The sequence below is a fragment of the Micromonospora sp. NBC_01796 genome (genome assembly GCF_035917455.1).
Lineage (GTDB): Bacteria > Actinomycetota > Actinomycetes > Mycobacteriales > Micromonosporaceae > Micromonospora_G.
In genome coordinates this window covers 5,720,026-5,740,518 of record NZ_CP109078.1, presented here as the reverse complement: position 1 = coordinate 5,740,518, position 20,493 = coordinate 5,720,026, and the positions used below count along the sequence as shown (strand labels likewise).

At 67.8% G+C, this 20,493-nt stretch carries 16 protein-coding genes, 5 pseudogenes and 1 CRISPR repeat array; of the genes and pseudogenes, 14 read left to right on the top strand and 7 right to left on the bottom strand.

Going from position 1 to position 20,493, the window contains the following annotated elements:
- Positions 1–58: 58 nt before the first annotated feature.
- A CRISPR array of direct repeats spans positions 59–2,287; the repeat unit is 29 nt; unit sequence GTGCTCCCCACGCCCGTGGGGGTGGTCCG.
- A gap of 46 nt (positions 2,288–2,333) precedes the next feature.
- Positions 2,334–3,398 carry an integrase core domain-containing protein gene (locus OIE47_RS26350; RefSeq protein ID WP_326557189.1) on the bottom strand — a complete coding sequence of 355 codons (1,065 nt, stop codon included), beginning with the start codon at positions 3,396–3,398 and terminating at the stop codon, positions 2,334–2,336.
- A gap of 631 nt (positions 3,399–4,029) precedes the next feature.
- Between OIE47_RS26350 and queC the strand changes: the two genes are divergently transcribed.
- From queC to OIE47_RS26320, 6 genes are all read left to right on the top strand, one after another.
- A complete protein-coding gene (gene queC / locus OIE47_RS26345) occupies positions 4,030–4,734 on the top strand; it encodes a 7-cyano-7-deazaguanine synthase QueC (protein ID WP_326557188.1) in 705 nt (234 codons plus the stop codon).
- Positions 4,735–4,737: 3 nt separating this feature from the next.
- Positions 4,738–5,379 carry a 7-carboxy-7-deazaguanine synthase gene (gene queE, locus OIE47_RS26340; RefSeq protein ID WP_326557187.1) on the top strand — a complete coding sequence of 214 codons (642 nt, stop codon included), beginning with the start codon at positions 4,738–4,740 and terminating at the stop codon, positions 5,377–5,379.
- Positions 5,379–5,735, top strand: coding sequence for a 6-carboxytetrahydropterin synthase QueD (gene queD, locus OIE47_RS26335; protein ID WP_326557186.1), 357 nt, complete (start codon positions 5,379–5,381; stop codon positions 5,733–5,735). The genes queE and queD overlap by 1 nt, the downstream gene beginning before the upstream one ends.
- A gap of 46 nt (positions 5,736–5,781) precedes the next feature.
- Positions 5,782–7,002: a tRNA-guanine transglycosylase DpdA gene (gene dpdA, locus OIE47_RS26330; protein ID WP_326557185.1), complete on the top strand. Its 1,221-nt coding sequence runs from the start codon at positions 5,782–5,784 to the stop codon at positions 7,000–7,002.
- Positions 6,999–8,150, top strand: a complete 1,152-nt coding sequence (gene dbpB, locus OIE47_RS26325) for a DGQHR domain-containing protein DpdB (RefSeq protein ID WP_326557184.1) — start codon at positions 6,999–7,001, stop codon at positions 8,148–8,150. Before dpdA ends, dbpB begins: the two co-directional genes overlap by 4 nt.
- Positions 8,151–8,329: 179 nt before the next feature.
- On the top strand, positions 8,330–9,019 hold the full coding sequence (locus tag OIE47_RS26320) for a hypothetical protein (RefSeq protein WP_326557183.1): 690 nt from the start codon (positions 8,330–8,332) through the stop codon (positions 9,017–9,019).
- 899 nt (positions 9,020–9,918) lie between these two features.
- Here OIE47_RS26320 and OIE47_RS26315 read toward each other — a convergent pair.
- Together OIE47_RS26315 and OIE47_RS26310 are read right to left on the bottom strand one after the other, a co-directional pair.
- Positions 9,919–10,266 (bottom strand): annotated as a pseudogene (locus OIE47_RS26315) (helix-turn-helix domain-containing protein); the annotation flags it as partial.
- Positions 10,267–10,488: 222 nt separating this feature from the next.
- Complete coding sequence (locus OIE47_RS26310) at positions 10,489–11,379, bottom strand: AlbA family DNA-binding domain-containing protein (protein WP_326557182.1); 891 nt, start codon at positions 11,377–11,379, stop codon at positions 10,489–10,491.
- A gap of 151 nt (positions 11,380–11,530) precedes the next feature.
- Between OIE47_RS26310 and OIE47_RS26305 the strand changes: the two genes are divergently transcribed.
- The 6 genes and pseudogenes from OIE47_RS26305 to OIE47_RS26280 all read left to right on the top strand — a co-directional run.
- The gene (locus OIE47_RS26305; RefSeq protein ID WP_442791994.1) at positions 11,531–12,667 is read left to right on the top strand and encodes an IS701 family transposase; all 1,137 of its coding nucleotides are present in this window, start codon (positions 11,531–11,533) and stop codon (positions 12,665–12,667) included.
- Between the two features lie 208 nt (positions 12,668–12,875).
- Positions 12,876–13,388, top strand: a pseudogene (locus OIE47_RS26300) (IS110 family transposase); the annotation flags it as partial.
- A 46-nt stretch (positions 13,389–13,434) separates the two neighbouring features.
- On the top strand, positions 13,435–13,737 hold the full coding sequence (locus OIE47_RS26295) for a transposase (protein ID WP_185755210.1): 303 nt from the start codon (positions 13,435–13,437) through the stop codon (positions 13,735–13,737).
- The gene (locus OIE47_RS26290) at positions 13,734–14,630 is read left to right on the top strand and encodes an IS3 family transposase (RefSeq protein WP_326556611.1); all 897 of its coding nucleotides are present in this window, start codon (positions 13,734–13,736) and stop codon (positions 14,628–14,630) included. Before OIE47_RS26295 ends, OIE47_RS26290 begins: the two co-directional genes overlap by 4 nt.
- Before the next feature lie 43 nt (positions 14,631–14,673).
- Positions 14,674–15,294 (top strand): annotated as a pseudogene (locus OIE47_RS26285) (transposase); the annotation flags it as partial.
- 226 nt (positions 15,295–15,520) lie between these two features.
- Positions 15,521–15,748, top strand: a pseudogene (locus OIE47_RS26280) (transposase); the annotation flags it as partial.
- Between the two features lie 18 nt (positions 15,749–15,766).
- Here OIE47_RS26280 and OIE47_RS26275 read toward each other — a convergent pair.
- Positions 15,767–16,384: pseudogene (locus OIE47_RS26275) on the bottom strand (IS30 family transposase); the annotation flags it as partial.
- Between the two features lie 268 nt (positions 16,385–16,652).
- Between OIE47_RS26275 and OIE47_RS26270 the strand changes: the two are divergent.
- Both OIE47_RS26270 and OIE47_RS26265 read left to right on the top strand, forming a co-directional pair.
- Positions 16,653–17,693, top strand: coding sequence for a sensor histidine kinase (locus OIE47_RS26270; RefSeq protein ID WP_326557179.1), 1,041 nt, complete (start codon positions 16,653–16,655; stop codon positions 17,691–17,693).
- The gene (locus tag OIE47_RS26265; protein WP_326557178.1) at positions 17,690–18,352 is read left to right on the top strand and encodes a response regulator transcription factor; all 663 of its coding nucleotides are present in this window, start codon (positions 17,690–17,692) and stop codon (positions 18,350–18,352) included. The genes OIE47_RS26270 and OIE47_RS26265 overlap by 4 nt, the downstream gene beginning before the upstream one ends.
- Here the strand turns inward: OIE47_RS26265 and OIE47_RS26260 are convergent, their stop codons facing one another.
- The 3 genes from OIE47_RS26260 to OIE47_RS26250 are packed head-to-tail and all read right to left on the bottom strand — an operon-like array spanning position 18,353 to position 20,408.
- Entirely contained in the window at positions 18,353–19,126 is a 774-nt protein-coding gene (locus OIE47_RS26260; protein ID WP_326557177.1) for an AfsR/SARP family transcriptional regulator, read from the bottom strand.
- The gene (locus OIE47_RS26255) at positions 19,123–19,764 is read right to left on the bottom strand and encodes a DUF305 domain-containing protein (protein ID WP_326557176.1); all 642 of its coding nucleotides are present in this window, start codon (positions 19,762–19,764) and stop codon (positions 19,123–19,125) included. Before OIE47_RS26255 ends, OIE47_RS26260 begins: the two co-directional genes overlap by 4 nt.
- A complete protein-coding gene (locus OIE47_RS26250) occupies positions 19,761–20,408 on the bottom strand; it encodes a DUF3105 domain-containing protein (RefSeq protein WP_326557175.1) in 648 nt (215 codons plus the stop codon). The genes OIE47_RS26255 and OIE47_RS26250 overlap by 4 nt, the downstream gene beginning before the upstream one ends.
- Positions 20,409–20,493 lie beyond the last annotated feature (85 nt).

The following is a 20,493-nucleotide window of genomic DNA, read 5'->3' as shown; positions in this document are numbered from 1 at the left end:
CGCGCCGAGAGAGGTGCTTCCCACGCCCGTGGGGGTGGTTCGGCCCGGAAGCTTGCCCCGTGCTCCCCACGCCCGTGGGGGTGGTCCGTTCCCCGGCACGCCGGAGACCCGCCACTTCGCGTGCTCCCCACGCCCGTGGGGGTGGTCCGCTAGTGGATTCCTGGACCGATTGGGAATTCAGGTGCTCCCCACGCCGGTGGGGGTGGTCCGATCGGCCGGACCCGGTCGAGTTCCATGGTCGTGTGCTCCCCACGCCCGTCGGGGTGGTCCGGCGCCGTGAGCGCGGCCTGCCTCCTCGCCACCGTGCTCCGCACGCCCGTGGGGGTGGTCCGAACGCGCGGGACTCAATGACCAACACCGCACTGTGCTCCCCACGCCCGTGGGGGTGGTCCGGCGACCGATCGGCAGCGGGGGCTCGACAGGGAGTGCTCCCCACGCCCGTGGGGGTGGTCCGCCGCTCCGGGTTCGGACGACCGTCGACACGAGGTGCTCCCCACGCCCGTGGGGGTGGTCCGCCGACCGCCTGGGCGTCAAGCCATCCGGCCAAGTGCTCCCCACGCCCGTGGGGGTGGTCCGGTCCTCGCGAGGCTGGCCGCTGGTAACCGGCTGTGCTCCCCACGCCCGTGGGGGTGGTCCGGCATGCCGATGTGGCGGGCGCTGCGGTACTACGTGCTCCCCACGCCCGTGGGGGTGGTCCGATCACCGTCAACGATCACCGTGCACGTGTGGTGTGCTCCCCACGCCCGTGGGGGTGGTCCGGCTCGACCAGAGTCAACGCCGTGTCGATGATGGTGCTCTCCACGCCCGTGGGAGTGGTCCGACGGGCCCCACCCTCGGCCGAGGGTGGGGCCCGTGCTCCCCACGCCCGTGGGGGTGGTCCCGAGGCCGGCCTGCGGTTCATCGGCGGTCCGGGGTGCTCCCCACGCCCGTGGGGGTGGTCCCGCGTAGACCCGTGGCTCCTGGGTGCCACCCGCGTGCTCCCCACGCCCGTGGGGGTGGTCCGGCCGGGGAGGTGACGCGCCACCGCCAGTCCCGGTGCTCCCCACGCCCGTGGGGGTGGTCCGATGCTCCCACCAGGCTTGGCGAACATGCCGACGTGCTCCCCACGCCCGTGGGGGTGGTCCGGTGCACGCGGATGCACTCGATGGGATGGGCCCGTGCTCCCCACGCCCGTGGGGGTGGTCCGATGCAGTGCCCCTGCGCCGACCAGGACTGACCGTGCTCCCCACGCCCCTGGGGGTGGTCCGTAGGCAACCGCGCCCGGACGGTAGGTAGGTACCGTCTTGCTCCCCACGCCCGTGGGGGTGGTCCGCCCGCCAACGACCCGCAGCCGACCACGCCCCGGTGCTCCCCACACCCGTGGGGGTGGTCCGGCACAGCCAGTCCCCGGTGTCCATGCCGAGGTGTGCTCCCCACGCCCGTGGGGGTGGTCCCCGAGGGCGCAGCCGATCAGGAACCGGCGGTCGTGCTCCCCACGCCCGTGGGGGTGGTCCGGCCCGGCCCTCACCGTCACCATCGACCTCAGCGTGCTCCCAACGCCCTTGGGGGTGGTTCAGGAGGCGCTGGCCGAGCAGCCGTCGCTGGCCGGTGCTCCCCACGCCCGTGGGGGTGGTCCGCCCTGGAACGCGACCGTCAGCGGGAGGAGCGCGTGCTCCCCACGCCCGTGGGGGTGGTCCTGAGTTGATCTATGAGCCGTCCACAGAGGAGGTGTGCTCCCCACGCCCGTGGGGGTGGTCCGCTGCTTGATCAGATGTTCGCCCCGACCGTGGTGTGCTCCCCACGCCCGTGGGGGTGGTCCCTCAGCTGGCTCGGTGGACCCTCGGCCGTCGCGGTGCTCCCCACGCCCGTGGGGGTGGTCCGGCGAACCTGCGGGCGACCGAGATCGAGCTGGCGTGCGCCCCACGCCCGTGGGGGTGGTCCGTGTTAATGCCAGGCGTCAGCCCATTGAAGAGCGTGCTCCCCACGCCCGTGGGGGTGGTCTGCGGTGGCGCAAACTCGTACGGACCACGGAAGAGTGCTCCCCGCGCCCGTGGGGGTGGTCCGGGCTGGCTCGTGCCTCGGCACGAGGTTGACGCGTGCTCCCCACGTCCGTGGGGGTGGTCCGTTCCTGGTCGGCCTCGCGATCGGCTTCTTTGCGTGCTCCCCACGCCCGTGGGGGTGGTCCGACGGCCGGGCAGGACGCCGACGCGCGGTGCCGGTGCTCCCCACGCCCGTGGGGGTGGTCCGTGGGGCATGGGTCCGCACGACGTCATGCTCAAGTGCTCCCCACTCCCGTGGGGGTGATCCGCCGCCTCGTCCTCCGACGACGTGTGGGGCTCGTAAAGCCGGCTCGGCTACGCCGCCTGCGAATACTCGTTGATCAGCCCGTCCAGGATCGGTCGCCGGTGAACCCGGGCGGCGTTGAGGTCGACAACGTGCGGCGCAGGATTCGGTGGCTGCTGGCCGAGTGAACGATGTGGTCGGTGGCCGTTGTAATGGGCCGTGTACTCGGCGAGGACGGTCGCCAGGTGCCGTTCGTTGACGATGAGCAGCCGGTCGGTGCACTCCCGGCGTACGGTGCCCACCCATCGTTCGGCGAACGCGTTCGCCCGGGGTGCCTGCGGTGGGGTCATGATCACGTCGATGCCTTCGGCGGTGAACATCGCGTCGAAGGTGTTCGTGAACTTCTTGTCGCGGTCGCGGAGCAGGAACCGCAGCCCAGCTGTGCGCTGGTCGAGATCCATCAGTAGATTCCGTGCTTGCTGGGTCACCCAGGCGCCGGTCGGATGGGCGGTTACCCCAACCACGTGGACTTGGCGGGTGGCGATCTCGACGAAGAACAGCACGTAGATCCGCTTGAGCATCACGGTGTCGACGGTGAAGAAATCACAGGCCAGGATCGTGTGGGCCTGGGCGGTCAGGAACTGTTTCCAGGTCGGCCCGGACCGCCGGGGTGCTGGGTCGACCCCGGCCTCGTTGAGGATCTTCCACACGGTGCTGGCCGCGACTCGGTAGCCCAGGCCGAGCAGTTCACCGTGGATGCGGCGGTGCCCCCACGAAGGATTCTCCGCCGCGAGTCGCAGTACCAGGTCGCGGACCTGCTTGTCGACCGTTGGCCGGCCCGGCCGGGCATGCGGGTACGTCCACCGTCGGGCGACCAGGTCACGATGCCAGCGCAACAGCGTGGCCGGGGTGACGAAGAACACCGACCAGCGTGGGCGGGGCAGCAGCCGCGACAGCACCGCCAGCACCACCCGGTCGGCGGGCTCGAGATCGGGGCGGGTCACCTGGCGGCGCAGCACCGCCACCTGATGGCAGAGCACCAGGATCTCCACATCCTTGGCCCCCTCGTCGCGGGCGAGCTGGGACAACATCTGCAGGACCTGGCGAAGCAGCAGGTACACCAACGACGCGCTCATAGCCACGAGCATGACGGCTGCGCCGTGCTCGAGCTCGCACAGAACCGCACTTCAGACCGCCGAACCGAGTATTCGAGCCCCACACGGTGCGAGCAGGACGGTGCACCGACCGCCAACGGCGTCGACGAGCCTCAGCAGCCCTTCGCCGAGTAGGCGGGCCGATTCCCGATCGCGGATGCCGCTGTTCCGGTCTACCCAGTACCGAGCAATGGTCGCCAATGTCTGCCTCACCCAGGCGAGCCTAGAACGAAACTGCCGCTGATCACGTCAAGTGCGAGCTCGTTCCCGGCGTCGTGTCGGCTGCGGCGGAGGGCGTCGTCGATGGCCGGTAACTGCCTGCTTCATGGCCCGCGCGAGGTTGGCGCCGCATGCATGCTGGAGCGTCGCCACGCAGCGGACCGCTGACGACCTGCCCGCCTGCTCTGTCTGTCTGTCGCGGCGCGGTGGCGTTGCGGCGGTGACAATCGTCTTTGTTGGTCGGTGCTGGCCGCGCGGCGGCTTCAGCAGTTTCGGTGCGGCTGAGAGCGGCGGCGTTGTCAATTACCTGACAGCGGCTCAAAGGTGACCCAAGAATGTCAGACCCACCTCGTAGATTTCCGAGGCGCCCGGTCGCAGGAAGTGAGGGAAGCGCATGTCCACCGCTAACAAGAAGGTCGTGGTCCTGCTCAGCGGGGGTCTCGACTCCGCGACGGTGTTAGCCATGGCCCGCCATGAGGGCTATGACCTCCACGCGCTCAGCTTCCGGTACGGGCAGCGTCATGCCATCGAACTCGAGTCCGCGGCCCGTGTAGCGCGGTATCTCGGTGTCCGGCGGCATGTGATCGTCGACATCGACCTGCGGGCGTTCGGCGGTTCGGCGCTTACTGACGCCTCCATCGACGTTCCGCATCACGCGACCGCCGATGACATGGCAGCCGACATTCCGGTGACCTACGTGCCTGCCCGTAACACCATCTTCCTGTCCTTTGCGCTCGCTTGGGCTGAAACTCTAGCCGCGTCCGACGTGTTCATCGGGGTGAGCGCCCTTGACTACAGTGGATATCCCGACTGCCGACCCGAGTTTGTCGCGGCGTATGAGGAGATGGCGAACCTCGCCACCAAGGCGGGTGTGGAGGGGCGTCAACGGCTGCGTATCCACACCCCGCTGATCAACCTGTCGAAGGCGGAGACGATTCGCCGTGGTCTGGAACTCGGCGTCGACTACGGGTTGACCCATAGTTGCTACGACCCGGTGCAGGGTCGCGCCTGTGGAACCTGCGACTCTTGTCTGTTGCGGGCCCGGGGGTTCGCTGAACTCGGTCTCGGCGATCCGGCTCTGGCGACTGCCGGAGGATGAGCCGTGGGGTACCTGGTCAAGGAGATCTTCTACACCCTTCAGGGCGAAGGATCGCATACCGGCCGTCCCGCCGTGTTCTGCCGATTCGCGAGTTGCAACCTTTGGACCGGGCGGGAACGGGATCGGCATCGTGCCATCTGCCAGTTCTGCGATACGGACTTCGTCGGCGTCGACGGCCCGGGCGGCGGCCGGTTCGACAGTCCCTCGGAGCTGGCAGTGGCGGTTGCCCGAGCCTGGGACGGTCGACCGCACCAGCGTGCCAAGCCCTACGTCGTCTGCACCGGAGGCGAGCCGCTATTGCAACTCGATCAGGCTGCGGTGGACGCTCTGCACGCGGCCGGCTTCGAGGTTGCCATCGAAACCAACGGGACGCGCCACGCTCCGGCTGGCCTGGACTGGATTTGTGTCAGCCCCAAAGCCGGCGCTCCGGTCATCCTCGCCCGGGGCCATGACCTGAAACTTGTCTTCCCGCAGGTGGGTGCGGAGCCCGAGCGGTTCGAGGACCTGGACTTCGAGTGTTTCCTGCTACAGCCGATGGACGGCCCGGATAGGGCTGCGAACACCGCTGCCGCGGTCCGCTACTGCCTGGAGCACCCGCAGTGGCGGCTGAGCGTGCAAACCCACAAGTACATAGGAATTGCCTGATGGAGATCTTCCGCGAGTTCAGCTTCGAAGCCGCGCACCGGCTACCGCATGTGCCGGAGGGGCACAAATGTGCTCGGCTGCACGGCCATTCGTACAAGGTGCAGGTGCATGTGACTGGGGACGTCGACCCACACAGCGGCTGGGTGATCGACTTCGGCGACCTTAGCGAGGCGTTCCAGCCTCTGCATGCCCAGCTTGACCATTACTACCTGAACAAGGTGCCCGGTTTGGAGAATCCGACGAGTGAGGTGCTCGCTCGCTGGATCTGGGATCGGCTGGTCGACCATTTGTCGTTGGCCGCAGTGATGGTGCGGGAGACGTGCACCACCGGCTGCATTTACCGAGGAGAGCTGTAGTGCGGCGGACGGAACGGAATCGTCAGGGCACCTGGGGCGCGACTAGGTGAGATTCTTCTTTCCGGACAGCCAGGACCAGATCGATCCGGCCTTCGACTTCCTCTCCGAGGAGCGCGATCCGTTCCGCGTCCGGCAACGTGACGACTGCTACGCGCACGAGGCTCTCACAGGCGCGCCGTACGACGGTTTACTGATTTCGAAGGCTGCTGTCGATGGCAAGTACACCGTCGCCCAGCGGCACCGTCTCTACCGTGAAGGCGCACGCCGGTTCTTCCGGCTGGACCAGAGCCAGACCCAACTGAAGATCATGGGCGACTGCGGTGCGTTCTCGTACGTCGCCGAGGAGTACCCGCCGTACACGCCCGATGAGGTCATCGACTTCTACGAGAGCTCCGGCTTCGACTACGGCATCGCCGTCGACCACGTAATTTTTCAATACGATCCCGTCGCGACCCGAGATGACGCGATCACCCGGGGATGGGCTTACCGGCAGCACATCACCCTGGAGCTGGCCGACCTCTTCCTGCAGCGGTGCACAGCGCGGCGAGTGCGGTTCGAACCATACGGTGTCGCCCAGGGCTGGAGTCCGCAGTCTTACGCCGACTCGGTCAGCGTCCTCCAGCGGATCGGCTATCGACGGATCGCTTTGGGTGGAATGGTTCCCCTGAAGTCCCGCGACATCCTGGCCTGCCTCGCCGCCGTCGCCGACGTTCGGGACAAAGAGACCCAGCTGCATCTGCTCGGGATCAGTCGCTGCGACGACGTCCCGCACTTCGCCCGACTGGGTGTGTCCAGCTTCGACAGTAGCTCACCCTTCCGCCAAGCGTTCAAGGACGACCGGAACAACTACTACACCCCGACCCGCACCTACGTGGCACTCCGAGTTCCCCAAGTCGACGTAAACGCCAAGCTGAAGGGCCGGATTCGTGCCGGTGAGATCCGCCAGGAACAGGCAGCGAAACTGGAACGCAACGCGCTGCACCAACTCCGGCAGTTCGACTCGGACAAGATCGAAGTCGACGACGTAGTTGAAGCCCTCGTCCGCTACGGTGCCGTATGGGACGGCAAGACTGATCGCAGCGCCCAATACCGCCAAACTCTCGTCGACCGGCCATGGCGGCATTGTCCATGTGATCTCTGCAAAGCGCTCGGTATCGAGATCGCTGTCTTCCGCGGCTCGGAGCGCAACAAACGACGCGGCTTCCACAACCTCTATGTCTTTGAGCAGCAACTACGTACCCGGCAACAGCGGAAGGACGCTGCGTGAACGACAAATCGGAACTCCGGCTTCCCGCCTTGAAGATCGACCAGGGACGCGGGCGTGCCGTCTATACGTTTGCCATCGACGGCACGCTGTTGCCGAAGATCGCCACGGTTTCTCGTATCAAACGGCCGGATGGCCAGGTTAACGGCTATCAGCGACCGGAGAGTGGCACCCACGTCGCGGCGATCCGCCGCTATCTCGAAGATGACCCCAGCCCGCTCATGCCCAACGCCATCGTCGTCGCCTTCGATGAGCGGGTTCGCTTCGAAACGACGCCGACCGGCGAAGCCGTGCCTGAATACGTGCAAAGTGGATATCTGATCGTTCCGGCGACCGATGGTCCCGAGCATGAACGACCCGGCCTAATCGTCGACGGGCAACACCGCTGCGCGGCTATCAGGGACGCCCGCGTGGACGCGTTCCCCGTCGCCGTCAATGCCTTTCTCGCCGACGGGGTAGCCGATCAGAGGTCCCAGTTCATACTTCTCAACCGCACCCGACCGCTGCCTACGGGACTCGTCAACGAACTGCTACCCACAGCCGCAGGCACGCTACCGCCACTGTTGCACCTCCGCCAGTTACCGGCGACGCTCCTCGAACGATTGAATTCGGACGCAGTCAGATCCCCGCTATACCGAATGATCAAGACAACCACCAATCCGGGTGGCTACATCAACGACAGTAATGTCCTGCGAATGCTCCAGAACAGCCTCACCGACGGCGCGTTGTACCGGTTGCGCAATGACGAAGACATGGTTCGCCGCGGTGAAGCGCACACGCTGTTATGCAACTTCTGGAGCGCGGTTCGTGAAGTCTTTCCCGAAGCGTGGGGTAAGCCTGTTCGAAACTCGCGCCTGATGCACGGAACGGGAATCATCAGCATGGGATACCTCATGGATGCGATCGTCCACGTGCGGGCCGTGAACGATGGCATCGTCGCGACTGACCAGTTCGTTGCCGATCTAAAACTCGTCGCCGTGGACTGCCACTGGACCGAAGGGGCGTGGATTTTCAGCGGCGGCCAGGTACACAAGTGGAATGACATCGAAAATATTCCGCGCCACATTCAGCGGCTGACGGATTTTTTGCACAGCCGCTACACCCTCGGCCGCAGACAGCCGACTAGCCCGGAACGGGAATCACAACGATGACGGCGCTAGAGTGGAGCGACTGGAGTCCGCTAGATGACCGTGCCGCCCGCCTGCGGATACCCCAGTCACCCGGGCTGTACCGTGTCAGGACCTCAGGTGGGAGCGGTCTCGCCTACATCGGCCAGACGAGCGGACTACGCGGCCGGCTGAGCCAGCTCTGCGTCCTCTACGACGACGACATGCCCTACAACGACCCGCACACGGCTGCACCGTGCCTCTGGGTGATGCGCACTGAAGGCGAGGCAGCGTTCGAGTTCTCCGTGGCCGAGTTCGACGGCACGAAGGACGACCGGCTGGCGGCCGAGTGCGTGCTCCTTTCCGAGTGCCGGGCGAAGTACGGCCGGTCGCCCACGGCCAACTTCGGACGTATGCCCGACGGCTGGGTCAAGTCCACTGGCAATACCGCTGCGCTCGTGCGCTCCGGTCGGCGACGGCGCGGCTATCCAGATTCGGACGCGCGACGATCGGCCGACGAACCCGCCGTCCTCGATCTGCACGGCAATCCGACCGCGGCGGACTGGGCCACGTTGGCCTGGAGTCCGTGGAGCCCGATGCTGGCTGCTAGCCCGGTCACCGGCGTCTACCGGGTACGCCGTCTCGGCAATGAAGGACGCAGCACGGATACCGACGGCTTGGAAGGACTGGCGTACATCGGTCAAGGAATCGTCCGCGCCCGGTTGGCAAGTCATGCCGCCAAGGGGCGGCGCGATGATCACCGGCAGCACAGGGCATTCCGCGGGGACGTCCAGTGCTCGTGGGCTGATCTGGCCGGGCGTTCCAGGTCTCAGCGGCTAGAGGTCGAGTGCGACCTCATCGCCAGCCACATTCTCATGATGGGGCACGCACCATACGGCCAGTTTCGGGGCTGACCCGGCAAGGCTGGGGTTGAGTGAGTCCCCACCTCGACCAGCTCCTCGGCGCACAAAGGCATGTCCAACGCCCGGCCACTCGCCCCGGTATCCGGCCGATCGTCGATCCGGGAAGGATCGCTTACCTGACCATCCTCCGACGCGGCCCCTTCGGCAGTGTCGTGCGCGAGTGCGAGCACGGTGTTTGACCAGGTCGGCTGTAGGTGTCGGCATACGAGGCTCGTGTTCTCGTCCGGCTACGCGGGTTGACCAGGATCTCCTTTCAGCAAGGCACATACGTCCGCCGCGAGGAAGCCCCACCCAAGGGCCAGGTCGTCGATGCTCTCCGCCACCAGCCACCGACGGGCTGCGTGATCCGGCTCGAACGGGCCGACGATGCGTAGCCCTGTTTGCGTCCGGGAAACGTCGTTGTCAGAGCGGTCACCGAAGAACGATTACCCGACTGACGATGACCCAAAGCCGGGTGATTGTGATCCCGCCCATCACCCCGACCCGCCCCACTCCGATCGCTCCCAAACCTAGGCGGAAGCCCTCCGGTGCCGTACGGCGTCGTAGACACAGAACGCCGCGGCCCACAGAGCGATAGGCAACAACATGCTCGACCCCACGCGGCACCCATCGACAGCCCACGCGGGACGCGGCCAAGCCCCATCGATCGGGGACCAGATCCGCGCGGTCTGGCGAGAACGGACCGACCGGGGCCAGGAACAGCCATTGACATTCGGACTGTCCAAGCGCGCCCTCCCGAGAAGGCCAGCCGACCGGGATAGCCGGTCCAGGCGTTGAACACGCGCCGGAGACAAGACCAGCCGGCTGCGGACGACGAGGTGAGACACGACACGATGCGGCACCGCCCAGGACGAGGCGACACGTACGTTTCCACGGTCAAACGACGGTCAACCCGGCAGATACTCCATCCGCTGGCACGGATCCGGCCGGCGGAACAACGGCCGCAGCTGCTGCACCCGGTCACAGAAGACCGTCTTGCCCCGGGCCCACCCCACCCGCTCCATGATCACCGTCGAGGGCATCTCCGGGAACTCCGCCAACAACGCCCTGATCCTCGGCTCGACCGCATCCACGATCGACCCCTTCGCCGCCCGCCGATACCGGGGCGGCTCATCACCGGCCAAGGCCTTCTTCACGGTGTTACGAGACATCCTCAAACGCCGTGCGATCGCCTGGATCGCCATGCCCTCCGACCGCCGCAGCCGCCGGATCTCTGCCCAATCCTCCACGCTCAGCACCTCCCGATGCTTCAGGAGGTGGTCCCGATTCAGCCGGAACCACATGGTCAGTTTTCAGGCGGAGCCGACAGACGAGACAGAGCGTGCAGCGAGGCGGGCTGAGGCAGGGACAGGCCCGCTGCTAGCTGACATCTAGGTTGACGGGGGCGAAGGACCCGAGGACGGGAATCTGGCAGAGGGTTAGGTGCTTCGCCGCACCCGACCATCGGCTCATGCCTGGCGTCAGGGAGTCGCCTTCCGCGGCCGTGGTTTCATCGGCTGGACTCGTTGGGACTTGATCCGGCGGGTCAGGTGCGCCGCCACCCGGGACAGGTTAGCTGCGAGGGTCACGTCGCCGTGTTCGAGCCAGTCGATGACCTGGTCCGACGTTGGGCGGTCCTGCAGCTCAATTTCGATATCGCGGAGAGTGCTCGCGGCTTCCGAAGCTTCGACGGCGGCATACCCTGCACTGTCCTCCACCTCCTTCAGTGCCGACATGATGGCCTCTGACGTGGCTTCGACGTTCCCACGGAGCGTTTCGACAGTCCCGGTCAGGCCTGCGGCGATCGCACTAAACCGCTGCCGGAATGCCTCGGCCTCCCGCACCAGGTACAAGTCGATGAGCTCCTCGTCGGTGATTGCGCGCGTTGAGGCGCCATACCTGGTGACACGAAGCCCATCTCGGGTGTAGTGCGGCGCGCGGGTTGGCCCGACCTCGAGCCGAAGAAACGGCGCGGACGTATCAACCCCTTCTTCGATGATGCGCAGGTTGACTGGCACGGGAAGCGTCTCACTCGCTCGACTCTGGATCTTCTGCCTAGCCTTCTCGAGCGATGAACGGCGAGCCCGCTCGTCGTTCATCTTGACCAGTCCCACGACCTCGCCGCGAACGACGCCAGTCTGCTCGTCGGCTACCTCCTTGACTCCAACCAGGATCGTTACAAAACCCTCGGTTATCTGGTCAACCAGCACAGCGTTGGCAGCCGCAGTTAGGACGCGCGCGTCAACGGCCTCGGCTGTCTCCTTAAACTCGAATCGATGTGACTCGCCCTCCTGTGACAAGATCTGTCTCGCCTCTACGCTGGTCTCCCGGTAGCGGAGACGCTTCGACGATGGCGCGGAATCGCTTCGCATGGCGAGCATTGTGCCCGATTCGATGGGAATCCTTCCAGGTCAGCCGTCACGGCAGTTGGAGGATCAGGTAGGCGCAGCCATCGGGCCACGCGTCCTAGTACTGCAACGGCACTGACCGAGTCGAGTCCTGTTCACGTTCGTTGGGTATAGCGTGACGGATGTCGATGTTGATCGGTGGCATGCGGAGTTGGACCACCTTCACGATCGGATAGGTGCCCGGTTTCGTCGGGCGGAGCCGCGGCGGCGGGCTCGTCAGTACCTGTGTGGGCTGGTGACGAGCCTGGACCGGAAGAACGGGTGGACCCTCGCGGAGCAGGCCGGGGACGTGTCTCCGGACGGGATGCAGCGGTTGCTGCGGTGGGCTGACTGGGACGTCGACGTGGTCCGTGACGATGTGCGGGACTACGTGGTCGAGCATCTCGGTGACCCGCGGGGCGTGTTGATCGTGGATGACACCGGGTTCCTGAAGAAGGGTGTCCGGTCGGCCGGGGTGCAACGCCAGTACTCCGGGACCGCCGGCAGGACGGAGAACTGCCAGGTCGGAGTGTTCCTGGCCTACCGCTCCAGCAAGGGCCACGCGTTGATCGACCGGCAGCTCTACCTACCGACGTCCTGGACCGATGACCGGGACCGGTGCCGGGCCGCCGGCATCCCGGACGAGGTCGAGTTCGCCACGAAGGTCCAGATGGCCCGCACCATGCTCGGCCGCGCCCTGGACGCGGGGGTGCCGGTCGGGTGGGTGACGATGGACGAGGCCTACGGGCAGTCGAAGTCGTTGCGGGTCTGGTTGGAACAACGGGATGTCGCTTATGTGGTCGCGACCCGCCGCAACGACGACATGATCACCACCAGCATGGGCACGGCCCGAGCCGACGACCTCATCGCCGACCTACCTGAGCAGGCGTGGTGCCGCCTGTCTGCCGGTGCCGGGGCGCACGGCCCGAGGGAGTACTGGTGGGCGCGGGTGCCGATCAGGGTGTTCTGGCAGCCGGGTCGCGGCCATTGGCTCCTCGCCCGCCGCAATATGACCACCGGGGAGATTGCCTACTACGTCTGCTACGGACCCCGTCGGACCCGGCTGGTCGACCTGGCCCGGGTCGCCGGGTCCCGGTGGGCGGTCGAGGAGTGCTTCCAGCAGGCCAAGAACGAGGCCGGGCTGGACCAGTACCAGGTCCGCGACTGGCGGGCCTGGTACGCCCACATCACCTTGTCGATGGCCGCCCACGCGTGGCTCTCGGTGGCCAGATCCCTTGCGGTAAAAGGGGAACCGACCACGGCGAACACCTGATGATCGGCTACACCGTACCGGAGATCCGCAGACTCCTCACCGCACTGGCCGTGCGACAAACCCACCCACCAGAACACATCTGGGCCTGGTCCCGCTGGCGACGACGCCGCCAACACCAAGCCCGAACCTGCCACTACCGACGACACGGCTACCCCTAACCAACTGCCGTTGCAGTACTAGCCCGCGGGCGGGAGGAGAGGGACCGAAGTTGCTGTTTGTTGGCGATGACTGGGCCGAGGAACACCATGACGTCGAGCTGCAGGACGAGACCGGCCGACGGCTGGGAAAGGTGAAGCTGCCTGAGGGCATCGCCGGCGTCACGCGACTGCACGCCATGATCGGCGAACACCTGGCAGAGGATGATGGCGCAGCTCAGGTGGTTGTTGGCATCGAGACCGACCGTGGCCCGTGGGTCCAGGCGTTGATCGCGGCCGGTTATCAGGTGTACGCGATCAACCCGCTGCAGGTCGCGCGCTATCGGGAACGACGCTCGGTATCCGGGGGCAAGAGTGACACCGCCGACGCTCACACACTGGCCGACATGGTCCGCGCGGCCCGGCACCAACTGCGGCCGGTAGCCGGCGACAGCGACCAATCTGAGGCGATCAAGGTCGTCACCCGCGCTCACAAGACGCTGATCTGGGAGCAGACCAGGCACATGCTGCGGCTTCGCAGCGCGCTGAGGGAGTGGGCCTGCCCCGTTTTGACGGACATCCGAGATCAGGGGACCTGGGGTCTCCGGGAGGATGTCCAGCATCATGGAGAGCATGGGAAAGAAGCGGCCGCGGCCTCGGCGTTCGTTCACGCCGGAGTTCAAGGCCGAGATCGTCGAGTTGTGTCAGCGTGGTGACCGCACGCTCCGGCAGGTCAGCCAGGACTTCGACCTGACCGAGACGGCAGTGCGTGAGTGGGTCAAGCAGGCCGAACTCGACACCGGCGTCCGCGCCGATGGGCTGACCACCGACGAACGGGCCGAACTCGCACAGCTGCGCAAAGAGAACCGCAGGCTGCGCGAAGACGTCGATGTGCTCAAACGGGCAACGGCTTTCTTCGCGAAGGAGACCCGGTGAACGTCTTCCCGTTCATCGCCGCGGAGCAGGCCGGCAAGCACAACGTTAAACGTGCCTGCGAACTGCTCGAGGTCTCCCGATCCGCCTACTACCAGCAGAAAACCGGCACCCAGTCGCAGCGCGAGCGGGTCGATGCCCGGCTCACCGACAAGATCACCGTGCTGCACGAACGGTCCAAGGGCACCTACGGGGCGCCGCGGATCCACGCTGACCTCACCGAACAGGGGCTACGGCACGGCCGCAAACGCGTCGCCCGGCTGATGCGCATCGCCGGACTCGCCGGCAAGAGCCCACGCCGCTGGCGCACGACCACAATCCCGGATCCGGCCGCCGGGCTCCGACCTGACCTGGTCGGCCGCGATTTCCGTGTTGATCCTGGCGTAATCGATACCCGCTGGTGCGGCGACATCACCTACATCAACACGTGGCAGGGCTGGCTCTACCTGGCCACTGTCATCGATCTCGCATCACGCCGGGTCGTCGGCTGGGCCGTGGCCGACAACCTCAAGACCGACCTGGTCGACGCCGCCCTCGCCGACGCTGTCGCACGCCGCCGACCCGAGCCCGGGCTGGTGTTTCATTCCGACCGTGGCACGCAATACGTCAGCGCCCAGCACACCCGCCTGGCACACCGTCACGACATCCGCCTGTCCGTCGGCCGGCGCGGACAGTGCTGGGACAACGCAGTCGCCGAGTCGTTCTTCGCCACCATCAAAACCGAACTCCTGCACCGCCAGGCCTGGCCCACCCACCAAGCCGCCCGCCAGGCCATATTCGAATACATCGAGGGCTGGTACAACACCCGCCGCCGACACTCAACCCTCGGCTACCTCAGCCCTGCGGCCTTCGAGACCACCAGCTCACAACCGCTACCGATCGACCGAGCCGCCTAACTAAGATCAACACAACGACCCTGTCCGTCGAAACGGGTCAAGCCCAGAGTACTTCCCCGCCGCTTTGGCCGCGTTCGCTGACCTGACCGCGCCGGAAGCGCTGGAGCTCCTGGCCAAAGCGCCCGAGCCGGCATCGGCCGCCTGGCTGCCCTTGACGCGGATCGTCGCCGCGGTCAAGCGGGCACGGCGTCATCACGCCACGGTCAAGGCCGAGGCGATCCGAGATGCCCTACGAGCCAACCACCTGGGGCAGCCGCCCGTTGTGACCACCGCGTACGCCGCTATGGTCCGCGCCCAGGTTGCCATCCTGACCACCCTCAACACCGAGATTAAGACTTTGGAAGAGCAGTTGAGGGCCCATTTTGGCCAGCACCCTGACGCTGACATCTACGTCAGCCAGCCTGGGTTGAGTGCCGTGCTCGGCGCCCGGGTGCTCGCCGAGTTCGGAGACGACAAGACCCGTTACGCCAGCGCCAAGGCGCGCAAGAACTACGCCGGCACCAGCCCGATCACCCGTCAGTCCGGCAAGAAGAAGGTCGTGCTGGCCCGTCACGTGCACAACGACCGGCTCGTCGACGCGGTCGGCCTGCAGGCACTCACGATCGGCGTCCGAAAGCTGCTCAGACCCGAAGTACTCCGCGATGTCGATAACCTGCTCACCCGCGACAATCCCGTCGGCGCCAGTGAACTCTGCCTCCGACACCCCTTCGATCGCCACGGCGGCCAGCGAAGCCATAGGCGGCAGGAGCGCCAAACACCGACGCGCTGCCCAGTGGTAATGGAACTGGTCGCCATCGCGGCTCGTACGCAGCAGGTCCGTCTTCCCCATGGTCGCCCCAGCCTAGGCCAGACCACCGACACAACCGCCAACCGCCCATAACCAAGCCTCAAGGAGTGGGGACCAGACCGAACTGCGCGGCTTCGCCGCCGGCCTGATCAGCGACCGCGACGCCGTCGTCGCCGGCCTCACCCAACCCTGGAGCTCAGGTCCCGTCGAAGGCCACGTCAACCGCATCAAAACCATCAAACGGCAGATGTACGGCCGCGCGAACCTCGACCTCCTCCGCAAACGCGTCCTCGCCACACGCGAGCCGCCACCAAGATCACTCACAAAATGAGCGCCAGAGCCCAGCGGGGACCAGGATCAGAAACCGTGAGCTGCGTTCGACCAGGGTCGCCACCGCGGTCTTGCCGTTCTTACCGATCACCAGGTCCCCTTCCCAATGCCCGGGCACGGCCCGGCCCTCGACCTCGGGCGGTCGTTCGTCGAGGTAGCGGGGCTCGCGGATCCGCGGTGCGGGCTCGGGACGCGGCCCGGATCGGCGGGCCGGACGGCCGGCCCGCAGAGCGATCAGCTCGCGGGCGAGGGTGGAGACGGGCTGGGCGTAGACCCGTTGGTAGATGGCTTCGTGCGACACCCGCACAGCGTCGTCGCCGGGCACCAGCTCGGGCAAGCGACCCGCGATCGAGGCCGGTGACCAACCCGCCCGCAACCGCTGGATGACCACCGACCGTAGTCGTGGTGACCGGTCGACCGCCAACAACTTCGGCCGCCGGCGGGCTGCCGTGGCGGTGCTGTCGGCGGCCACCGCCCGGTAGCCTGCCCGGCCACCGTGCCGGGCTACTTCCCGCGACACGATCGACGGGTTCCGGCCGATCCGGACGCCGATTTCCTTGTACAGCAAGCCTTCCGCGAGTCCGTGGGAGATTTCTTCATGGTCGGTCAATGTCAGTGGTGCACGCACGGCGGGCATCCTGTCCCACCCAACCACCAAGATCAAATGCTACGACCGTCTGAACTCGCCTTGCGCTTCGCGCCGTATTGCCGTCCACATAGGACTGATGTCGAGAATTCGACGCTCATTGATGTTGGTGAGATGATTGTTAACGGCCTACTGTGGCACCATGACCAAGTTGCGGGGGCATAGAGGTCAAGAAAACGACGACGAGCCGACTGCCACGGAAGAGGCTTCCCAGGCGGTCGCGATCGGGCCACGGCACCGGAGACCGGCGCGGGCGCTTATGATTGCAGCGGGCGGCATCGCGCTGCCGCCCTTGCTCGCCGCCCTGTCGCCCAGTCCCGGCACCGCCCTGCTCGGCGACGCGCACCCGCGGCTGTTGCTGCTGCCCGGGGTCGTGCTGATCCCGGTGCTGGCGTTCCTGTTCGTGGCCGGCCACCGCGCCCGGCGGCGGTGCACGCCGACGCTCACCGCGATTCTGTCGGCCAGCCTGGTGCTCGGGCTCGTGGGCGCCGCGCTGGTGCTGCTGGCCGCGGTCGTAGCCGCGGCGTTCGTATCCTCGGCCGTGCTGGTGGTCATGATGCTCTGCTGGGCGGTGACCACCGCTGTGCTGGGCCGCGCGGTCTACCGGGTGGCAGCCAACCTGTCCCGGTCCCGGCGCCGCCGCACCGTCGAGACGATCCGGCGGCTGCACGCCCGGCTCCGCCGGCGGGTCGTCGCCGCCCGCACCGAGGAACGCGAGCGCCTCCGGCGCGACCTGCACGACGGGCTCGGGCCGACGCTGAGCGGCCTCCGGTTGCGGCTGGACACCGCGGCCGCGCACGTGGCCGACGACTCGCCGGCCCGGCAGCTGCTCACCGATGCGGCGACCGAGCTGACCCGGGTCACCGAGGAGGTGCGCCGGGCGATCGACGGGCTGCGGCCCGCCGACCTCGACGACGGCGACCTGCCCGTCGCGCTGCAACGACTCGCCGCCCGGCTGGCGCACGACGGCCTGACAGTCCGGGCCGAAGTGCCCGAGGACGCCCCGCCGCTGTCCGACGCGGTGCAGGTGGCGGCGTACCTGATCGCTGGCGAGGGCGTGACCAACTCGCTGCGCCACGCCGGAGCCGGCACGGTGACCGTCCGCCTCGCGGTGGACTCCCGCCACGTGCTGCTCGACGTGGCCGACGACGGCAACGGCCGGTTGGCGGCCGGGCCGGGCGACGGCGTCGGCCTCGGCTCGATGCGGCGGCGCGCCGAGGAACTTCAGGGCAGATTCCTGGTGCTCAACCATGAGACGGGCGCGGTGGTGCGAGCGATCCTGCCGAGGAGCGGGCAGTGATCGCCCGCATCTTCATCGTCGAGGACCACCCGATCTTCCGCGACGGCCTCCGCATGGCGCTCTCCACTCATGACACCATCGAGATCGTCGGGGAGGCCGCCACCGGTGCGGAGGCGATCGCGGCGCTGGCCGAGGTGTGCGGCCGGGTCGACGTGGTCCTGCTCGACCTGCAGCTGCCCGACCGCACCGGCATCGAGGTGGCCCGCGCGATCACCCAGATCAACGCGACCGCCCAGGCCGCGATGAAGATGCTGGCCATCTCCATGTCCGAGGAGGACGACACGGTGGTGGCCGTACTGCGGGCCGGCGTGCTCGGCTACCTGGCCAAGACGTCCTCGCGCGACGAGCTGGTGCGGGCCATCCACACGGTGGCGGCGGGGGGTGCGGTCTTCAGCCCGTCGGTGGCGGACCGGCTCACCACCTACTTCTCCGAGGTGTACCAGGTGCCGAGCCGGGCGGCCTTCCCCGAGCTGACCGAGCGCGAACGGCAGGTGCTCGACCTGATCGCCCGGGGCTACACGAACCGCCAGATCGCCCGTGACCTGGTGCTCTCCGAGAAGACCGTGCGCAACCACATCACTCACACGTTCATCAAGCTCCAGGTCACCGATCGTACGGCCGCGGCCGTACGAGCTCGGGACGCCGGCCTGGGTCACTGATCAGCGCACTGGGAAGGGCGGGCCGGCAGACTCCCGGGGCCAGCGCAGGGTCCCGTCGAGGACGGCCCGGTGGGTGGCGCTCAGCAGCGGGCCGGGCTCGACGCCGATCTCGCTGGTCAGCAGCTCCCGCCCGGCCCGGTAGGCGGCCAGCGCGTCGGCCCGGCGCTCGCAACGGTAGAGCGCGGTCATCCACTGAGCGCGGAGCCGCTCCCGCAGCGGGTAGCGGGTGACCAGCCCGGTCAGCTCCGGCACCAGTCGCTGATGCTCCCCCAGGGCCAGCTCCGCGTCGATCCGGCTCTCCAGCGCCGCCATCCGGGCCTCGTCGAGCTGCGGCAGCTCGGCGTCGCGCAGGTACCTGGTCACACCGTCGAGTCCCGGGCCACGCCACAGCGACAGGGCCGCCCGCAGGGCCCGCGCGCCGGTCTCCGGGTGGCCGGCGCGCAGCTCGGCGTGGCCGGCCGCGGACAGCCGGGTGAAGTCGTCGACGTCGAGGCTCCCGTCGACGATCCGCAGCCGGTAGCCGTGGTTCAGCCGGTCGAAGCGGACCGCGGTGCCCAGCCGGCTGCGGAGCCGGGAGACGTAGGTGTACAGCTGGGCGCTGACCGTACGCGGCGCCTGCCATCCCCAGAGCAGGCCGGCGAGGCGGCCGTCGGGAACCGTCCGGCCGTGGGTGAGCAGCAGGCACGCCAGCAGGGTGCGCTGCATCGCCCCCGGGATGGGCACCTCGGACCCGTCGCGCGACACGCAGACCGGTCCCAGAATCGCGAATTTCATCTTCCTGGCTCCCCCGTGTGGATGCTGTCCCGCCGAGGGGGCGCCGCACGAACCGCTAGCATGTCGCGCAGGGCTCCGATCTCGGCACGTTGCGAGTTCCGCATCGCCTCCGCCAGCCACCGCACCTCCGGCGGCGTGCCGGGGACGCCCGGGCGGAGCAGGCCGTCGGTCATGTGCACGCCACCGAGGTGATGCGCAATCAACAGCCGCAGGTACATGACGTCCGCCGTCCCGGGTCCGGCCCGCTCCAGCGCGGCGACCTGCTCCCGGGTGGCCATGCCGGGCATTGGCGGTCCCGCAGGTGACCCGGGCATCGCCATCCACGCCATCGGCGGACGCGCGGCGGACGCGCTGTAGCCCCACGAGGTCAGCCAGCCGAGCATCATCCCGCGCTGCGCGGCCTGCGTGGTGAGCACGTCGTACGCGAGCCGCCGCACGTCGTCGTCGGTGCTGCGGTCGCGCACCACGAGCGACAGCTCCACCGCCTGCTGATGGTGAACGGCCATGTCCCGGCAGAACCCGACCGCGGCCGAGCCTTCCCCCGGCGGGCCCACCGGCCGGGGGCCCATCCGCTCGCCGATCAGCAGGCCGACGGCCAGCACGGCGAGGGTGGCGGTTATCCGGAGCAGGCGTGTCACGGTGCCGCCCGGCCGCCGGTCACCGGCGCGCCGGGCTCAGGCGCCTGCGGACCCTGCGTGTAGGCGGTGAGGAACTCGTCGATGCGGGCGTCGCCGGCCGAGTCGACGGACAGCTGATGACCCCAGGCCGTCAGCATGATGGGCGCCGGCTGCTGCGGGAGCGGGCTCATCATCCGGTACGGCACGCCCTCGACCTTCGCCCGCAGGCTGTCCCAGTCGGATCGGGACACGTCGCCGCGGTACGTGACCCACACCGCGCCGTGTTCCAGTGAGTGAACCGCATGCTCGGCACGTATCGGTTGCTCGTACACATCGCCGTTCGCGTTCTGCCAGGTGCCGTCGTGCGGACCGCCCACCGGCGGCACAGGTGTCGCGGCGTAGTCGACCGGCCCGGTGACGTGGTTGCGCGCCAGGTCGCGGTAGACGACCTCGCCTGCCACGTTGGCCCGGCCCGGATCGATGCCGCGGCGAACCTCGTCGGCGGACGACCACGCCTGGACGGCCAGCACCGCCACGACGGTCGCCAGTACCAGCGCGGCGACCACCGACAACGCGAGGACGCGACGCCGCTTGCGCACGGCCTGGCGCGCTTCCTCCGCGCGACGCGAGGCCAGCCGATCGCTCTGTCGCGTCTGCTGCGTCATACGCCCTCCCTCACCGCTCGTTGCCATGAAGGTAGGCGGACCGGTACCCCGGGCACATGGGAACGGTGTCCCGGTCCTGTCCCGG

Bases quoted from the DNA above. Each gene is read 5' to 3' on its own strand.
- OIE47_RS26350 (WP_326557189.1), bottom strand. From the start codon at position 3,398: ATGAGCGCGTCGTTGGTGTACCTGCTGCTTCGCCAGGTCCTGCAGATG.
- OIE47_RS26310 (WP_326557182.1), bottom strand. From the start codon at position 11,379: ATGCGAAGCGATTCCGCGCCATCGTCGAAGCGTCTCCGCTACCGGGAG.
- OIE47_RS26270 (WP_326557179.1), top strand. From the start codon at position 16,653: ATGATTGCAGCGGGCGGCATCGCGCTGCCGCCCTTGCTCGCCGCCCTG.
- OIE47_RS26260 (WP_326557177.1), bottom strand. From the start codon at position 19,126: ATGAAATTCGCGATTCTGGGACCGGTCTGCGTGTCGCGCGACGGGTCC.
- OIE47_RS26295 (WP_185755210.1), top strand. From the start codon at position 13,435: ATGGGAAAGAAGCGGCCGCGGCCTCGGCGTTCGTTCACGCCGGAGTTC.
- queC (WP_326557188.1), top strand. From the start codon at position 4,030: ATGTCCACCGCTAACAAGAAGGTCGTGGTCCTGCTCAGCGGGGGTCTC.
- OIE47_RS26320 (WP_326557183.1), top strand. From the start codon at position 8,330: ATGCCCTACAACGACCCGCACACGGCTGCACCGTGCCTCTGGGTGATG.
- queD (WP_326557186.1), top strand. From the start codon at position 5,379: ATGGAGATCTTCCGCGAGTTCAGCTTCGAAGCCGCGCACCGGCTACCG.
- OIE47_RS26250 (WP_326557175.1), bottom strand. From the start codon at position 20,408: ATGACGCAGCAGACGCGACAGAGCGATCGGCTGGCCTCGCGTCGCGCG.